Source organism: Desulfovibrio sp. (assembly GCF_035644575.1).
Taxonomy (GTDB): Bacteria; Desulfobacterota; Desulfovibrionia; order Desulfovibrionales; family Desulfovibrionaceae; genus Desulfovibrio.
Window position 1 is genome coordinate 1 of sequence record NZ_DASQOG010000065.1, and the last position, 4,088, is coordinate 4,088.

2 protein-coding genes are annotated in these 4,088 nt (G+C 61.8%); both read right to left on the reverse strand.

All coding sequences use genetic code 11. From position 1 onward, the window contains the following. Positions 1-215 precede the first annotated feature (215 nt). Positions 216-1,313: a sel1 repeat family protein gene (locus tag VEZ52_RS03155; protein WP_324835495.1), complete on the reverse strand. Its 1,098-nt coding sequence runs from the start codon at positions 1,311-1,313 to the stop codon at positions 216-218. A gap of 3 nt (positions 1,314-1,316) precedes the next feature. Beyond that, on the reverse strand, positions 1,317-3,926 hold the full coding sequence (locus tag VEZ52_RS03160; RefSeq protein ID WP_324835496.1) for a virulence factor SrfC family protein: 2,610 nt from the start codon (positions 3,924-3,926) through the stop codon (positions 1,317-1,319). Positions 3,927-4,088: the final 162 nt, after the last annotated feature.

The following is a 4,088-nucleotide window of genomic DNA, read 5'->3' on the forward strand; positions in this document are numbered from 1 at the left end:
CGCCGGGATGGCTGACCACCCGCTGGAACAGCGTTTTTTTTGCCCTGCTGCAACAGGGGCGCGGCAGAAGCGGTGGAGACAGTGCCAGCAAGGCAGACGCCAAGGCCCAGCACCAGCAGGGCTACAAGGCAGCAACGGCGAAACAGGGGCATGCAGTGCATAGTGAACTCCTCGCGGAATACAGCAATTCCAGGTCAAACTGCTCGGGGCCGCGTTTATTGCCAGTTTTGCAGCAGGGAGCGCGCCTCGGCATCACCCTTGGCCTCAAGGGCGCGGGCGTGTTCTTTCAGCGTATCCAGTGCCGCCTTGGCCTGAGGCTGGCCCTTTTGCAGGGCTTGATCGTACCAGCGCTTGGCCTGCGTGAGGTCGGCGGGGATGCTGCCGCGCGGCAGGGTGCTGGCGGGGTCGTAAAACTGGCCCACAAGAAACATGGCTTCGGCATCGCCTTTCTGCGCCGCGTCTTCCAGCAGCAAAAATGCGGCATCGCTTTCCTCGGGCTTGGCATCGGCCTTGCGCAAGGGCTTTGCCATGGCAAGACTCACATCGGGCAATGCCTGCCCGCGCAACTGCTCCCGCGCGGAAGCCAGCGGAGAAAGCGGCTGCTTGGCGGCATCCGCACCTTGTTGCCCGGCGTCTGCGGGTTTTGGCTGCGCCTGATCAGGGCTTTGGGGCTTGTCCGCATTCTGCGTCTGCGCCGGGAGCGTGGGCAGGGGGGCTTTTTCCGGCTCGCGCAGCATGAACCACCACGCGGCCACGCCAGCGGCAATGGCTGCAAGCACCAGCAGGATCACAAGCCCGGCCTTGCCGCCGGATTTGCCTTCCTCCTTGCTTGCCATTTCAAGCGGGGCTTCCTGCTGCTGGGACGCTTGCGGCTCCTCAAAAGCCAGGGGCGGCTCCGGTGATTCCAGCACTGGTTCCGGTTCCGGCTCGGGAGCGGGCGGCGCGACAGGCGGGGGAGTCAGCGGAGCGCCAGCGCCCATGCCGTGCCCGCCAGCGATATTGGAGTAAACAAGCGATTTTACGGCAAGGGCGCAACTGCCCACGCCGCGCAGGCTGATACGGTAGGCATCGAGGTTGTCCACCTCGTCCACCACCGCAGGCCCAACAGCCAGCCGCAGGCTGCCGCCGTCATTGTCCCAGGCATCAGGGGTGAGCAGGGTTTCGCTCTCCTGCCAACCACGGGGGCCAAGGCATTTGCCGTCAGATGCCCGCAATAGGGTAAAGCCGGGTTCGCTCACATCGCCTGCGTCAAAAATCTCGATGATTCCGTTACCGGGGCCGCGCCCGGTATCGGCTGAAATGCTGGCGCGCATGGGTTATCCTTTGAACGCCTGCAAAAGTTCACGCAGGCGGTTGTTCTGTTCAGGGTTGACGCTCTGCTGGCCGTCAAAATCCACATTGGCCATAACGCTGTAGGCCATGGCGCGCAGCCAGTCCGTATACCACAGGCGGTCATAGGGCGATTCTTCCTCGCCGATGCGGGGTTCGCCCTTGATTTCCTGCGGCGGATTAAACAGTGCCACGCTTTTGCCGCCAAAAACAACGGTGCGCCGCGTCTGATCCTTAAAACGGGGGTCAAAGCCCCACCAGTCCACAAAGGCATTGATGGCGTCCGCAGCAAGGCTCACCTGCTTCCACATGAGGCGCTCGCGGGCCATGTTGCTGAACGCCGAAGAGCGGCGCAGCTCAGCCTCCAGGTTTTCGCGCAGCTTGCAGCGCGCTGCGGCCTGCACAAGCTCGTGGCAGAACTGGTCAAGTTCCTTGGCTGGCAGGCCAAGCTGCCCCCTGACTTCCACATCGTTGCAGAGGTCGCGCAGCCGCTCTGTCCAGTGGTCCATGACCATCCCGGCGAAAACCTGGGCGGTGTCTCTGGCTTCCGCATCATCAGCATCCGTTGTTGGCGCTGGCGCAGGGGCGTCGTCTCCAAAAATGTCGCCTAGAATGTCGTTGGCGGAAACGCGCGCGCCCACAATCTGCGCTGGCGCGGCTGTCTGACCTTCATCCGGGCTTTGGCGAGCGTTGAGGCAGATTTCGTACAGGTCAAAGTCGCGCACCTGAAGGCGGCGCAAAAATTCGCCGAAGAGCTGCTTTTCCGCAACCTTGGCCATCTGCGAAACCAGCAGACGCGAGAGCTGCTCCTTTTGCCTGCGCAGTTCTTCCCTGTCGTCCGTGCGGTAGAAGGGCGCAAGCCCGGTGCTCAGGCGCTCGCATTTTTCGACAAGGCTGCCGCTGATCTGCTGCCGCTTGAGTTCGGGGTTGCACAGGGGCCGCAGGCTCTGGCGCAGCAGGCCCACGCCGCCGTCGTTGAGCGTCATGGCCGCCTGCCAGGCCCGTTCCGGGTCCGCCACATGCTTCTGCACCAGTGGCGATTGCATGAAGGACTGACGCACTTCTTCCACAAAGGCCTGCTGTTCCTGCCGGATGCCAGTTTCACGCCTGTCGGCGTAATCGAAAATGGCCTCGCACAAAAAGTTGGGATTGCGCAGCAAAAAGACATTGTTGAACGGGTGCCTGCCGTCCCAGTTTTGCGGCCAGTCGTGCACCTGACCGAAAAAGTTCACCAGCGAGGATTCCAGCCGGGTTGTCCAGCGGGTTTCCACAGAGGGCGATCCGGCCTTTTTTTCAAACTCCATGTCCATCTTGGTGAGCACAAAAAAGAGCGCTGGCGCTTTGCTGGCGCGCATCTCAGGCGTTTCGCCGTGAGTGGAGCATATCCATTCATACACGGCCTGCGGCAGATCCTGCACCTCCTGCGTGCTGGGTCCGATGCAGAGCAGCATGCTGGTAAGTTCTTTTTCTTCACGGTAGCGCTCAAAAAGATAGGCCACCTTGCCGCGCAAAAAGAGTTCCTTGAGCATATCCTTGCGACTGTCCAGCGCGGCGCGCAGATCGCTGAACTTGTAGCGCGCGCGGTAGCCGGGAAAATCCAGCAGGTCGGTGTGGTCAAAGAAGTCATCCGGCTTTTCACGCATGTAGATGGTGATTTCGGCCGTGAGGGCCGTCACCAACGCGCGTGGCAGGTCAGCCTTGCGGCCCTCCGCGCCCACAAGGGTCAGCATGTCTGTGGGCGGCTCGTTGAGGCCCTGCAACCGCGCCACGTCGATAATGCTGTTGCTGCGGGGTATGAGCGCGTCAATGGCGCAGCATGCTTCGGCAGCGTTGCCGAGCTGGCGCAGAGCCGCGCCAAGCTGTATATACACTGCCTGAAATTCCGGCACGCTGTCCCAGATCAGGCCCACGAGGCGGGCGCGGTCTTCCAGTTCCAGACGGGGGGCCAGTTCCATGGCCCGCACCCAGTAACCGTTTTGGAGCATCTGCACTCTGGGGCGCGAAATGAAGTTTTTATTCACATAATCGCGCAGCTCTTCCACATCGTCCAAACTCATGCCGCCGGGCACGGGCGCAGACTGGGCGCGGCCTTGCAGGCTCTCCAGCTCCTTGGCGAGGGCCTCGGCATTGGGGGCGTCCTTGTGGTCGCAGTCCGCATAGTACGTATTGGCGAGCACCCGGGCCACGTCAGTTTCTGAAAGCAGACGCAGACGGATGGGGTAGGCCTCGGTAACGCCCTCGGGCGGCGTGGTGGTAAAGCGCGTGACCAGCCCCGTGGACTCCTTGCCGCCCTCGGGGTTGATATCCTTGATGAAATTGAACGTCTGACCGCAAAAGTCGGCCAGAAGCACCTTGTCCGCATCGCTGGCAAGGGCCGAGATAAGGTAGGACTTGCCCGACTGGCTGGGGCCAAACACGCCCACGCACATCTTGCGGCGGGCAGCCTGCTCGCATTTGCCGAAAAAGCGGGCTGCATGGCGCAGATCCTTTTGCAGGGCCGTGCGTTCGTTGCCCACAAGCTCGGCATTGTCCTGAAGCCATGCCCCTGCGGAACGCGAAGTTTCCGCCAGTTCGCGGCAGTGCCGCGCTAAATCCATATCCTGCTGCTGCATAACCATCCTCAATTATCCGGCGTCGGTGACAATGCCCGTATCCAGCCAGTAGCCTTCGTCCAGTTTCAGGGTTTGCAGGCGGATTTCAAGATCGCGGCGGTCAACGCTGCGCTCCTGGCAATCCACGATGGAATCAATGCGGAACTC

Coding starts and splice junctions, on each gene's coding strand:
- VEZ52_RS03155 (WP_324835495.1), bottom strand. CDS start 1,313: ATGCGCGCCAGCATTTCAGCCGATACCGGGCGCGGCCCCGGTAACGGA.
- VEZ52_RS03160 (WP_324835496.1), bottom strand. CDS start 3,926: ATGGATTTAGCGCGGCACTGCCGCGAACTGGCGGAAACTTCGCGTTCC.